This is a genomic window from Romboutsia sp. (genome assembly GCF_035470145.1).
GTDB lineage: Bacteria > Bacillota > Clostridia > Peptostreptococcales > Peptostreptococcaceae > Romboutsia_D.
In genome coordinates this window covers 1-1,544 of sequence record NZ_DATIRC010000151.1, presented here as the reverse complement: position 1 = coordinate 1,544, position 1,544 = coordinate 1, and the positions used below count along the sequence as shown (strand labels likewise).

The 1,544-nt window shown below is 26.9% G+C and carries 4 protein-coding genes; 3 read left to right on the top strand and 1 reads right to left on the bottom strand.

All coding sequences use genetic code 11. The features are described from left to right. Window positions 1-217 precede the first annotated feature (217 nt). From VLM92_RS05885 to VLM92_RS05875, 3 genes are all read left to right on the top strand, one after another. Window positions 218-436, top strand: coding sequence for a DUF1659 domain-containing protein (locus VLM92_RS05885; protein WP_325275417.1), 219 nt, complete (start codon window positions 218-220; stop codon window positions 434-436). A gap of 37 nt (window positions 437-473) precedes the next feature. Then, entirely contained in the window at window positions 474-704 is a 231-nt protein-coding gene (locus VLM92_RS05880) for a DUF2922 domain-containing protein (RefSeq protein WP_325275416.1), read from the top strand. Window positions 705-781: 77 nt separating this feature from the next. Continuing rightward, entirely contained in the window at window positions 782-928 is a 147-nt protein-coding gene (locus VLM92_RS05875; RefSeq protein WP_325275415.1) for a YvrJ family protein, read from the top strand. An 85-nt stretch (window positions 929-1,013) separates the two neighbouring features. On the opposite strand, the gene VLM92_RS05870 is transcribed toward VLM92_RS05875, so the two are convergent. Continuing rightward, on the bottom strand, window positions 1,014-1,544 hold a 531-nt coding region (locus tag VLM92_RS05870; RefSeq protein ID WP_331681696.1), incomplete at its 5' end, for a 5-methylcytosine restriction system specificity protein McrC.

Sequence of the window (1,544 nt, the reverse complement as noted above, 5' to 3'; positions counted from 1 at the left end):
CTTAAAAAAATAATTATTTTAATGCCTATTTTTATTATCAAGTTATAAAACATTCGTTCCTAGGAGTTTCATTTTATAGTATCAAAATTTACATTTCTTTTAGTATTTGCTTAAATATTTTTCTAAAGTACTTTAATATCTCCTAAAGTGTTAATTTCCTATACTTATGTTAAGAAGTAAATAATCTTCTAAAAAATTTAAAAGGAGGTAAAACTATATGGCTGTTATTGAAATAAACAATCCTTCAAGCTTAAAAGTAAAATTAGATTTAGGCATGGTAGATGGTAAAACAAAAACTAGAATTAAATCTTATTCTTACTTAAAGCACGATGCACTACTTCAAGACGTCTATGACGTAGGTGAAGCTATAATGACACTTCAAGAACATACTGTAATGGATATAATCAAGCAAGATAATACAATACTTGGTGCATAATCTATTAAAGTAAATTTTGATAAAAGGAGGTATTCCTATGGAACTTACTAAAAAGTTACTTATGACTTTTAAAGCTGATGATGATAAAAAAATATCTTTATCAGTTGATGATCCTAGAGCAGATATAACAGAAACTGAAATAAAAGCTGTTATGGATTTAATAGTTGCTAAAAATATATTTGCTCCAAATGGCTCTAATTTAGTAGAAGCTGTTGAAGCTAAAGTTGTTGCTACAGATACTACTCCTTATGACTTAGTTATAGGATAGTATAAACCTAAAGCTATGCTTAAAGTCTCCCCCTTTAGGCATAGCTTTAGGTTTATATAGAAAGGATGTGTTTTAAGATGAATTCAGAAATTCAAACGTTGATAGCTTCTGTAGGCTTCCCTATTGCCCTTAGTATGTATTTACTAGTTAGGATAGAAGGTAAACTTCAGATTTTATCTGATAGTATTAATGAATTATCTAAAAATATAATTAGTATAAAATAAATCTATAATCACCAAAAGGTGTCGTATTTAACGACACCTTTATCATAACTAACCTGATCCAATTGCAATCTCTATCCTAACAAGACTAAATAGTTTTAATTATAGATTTAACCTCTTTATATAATAAAGTATCATTCTCCCTATATAAATCTATAGGATTATCTATACTCAAATATTTATCATAATCAATAACAAAACTTAACATATGAACATAAATCTCAATTTCATCATTCATAAAAGGACTTTTTATAACATACTTAATACTATCTTCAAATCCTTTTACCCTTGGATAAACTAAAGCCAACTTTTGATATCCACCCCTAAGAGCATAACTAGCCATCTGATACATATCTCCCTGATTTATACCAAACTTAGGCTTATCTCTTGTATCCAAAACCTTGTACTTAGTATCTAAAATCAAAATATTATCATCTAAATCCTTAATAAAAATATCTTGCCTTAAATTAAAAGCTTTCTGTGAAAAACTATCGTTTATATATAAATGAGATAAATATAAATTACTTTTTTGCTTTGTAACTTCCTTAAGTTCTTTTGAAAAACTGTCACTAATAAAGTTAACTACAAAATCCTCAAATAAAATTTCCATAGGAACTAA

Coding starts and splice junctions, on each gene's coding strand:
- VLM92_RS05885 (WP_325275417.1), top strand. CDS start 218: ATGGCTGTTATTGAAATAAACAATCCTTCAAGCTTAAAAGTAAAATTA.
- VLM92_RS05880 (WP_325275416.1), top strand. CDS start 474: ATGGAACTTACTAAAAAGTTACTTATGACTTTTAAAGCTGATGATGAT.
- VLM92_RS05875 (WP_325275415.1), top strand. CDS start 782: ATGAATTCAGAAATTCAAACGTTGATAGCTTCTGTAGGCTTCCCTATT.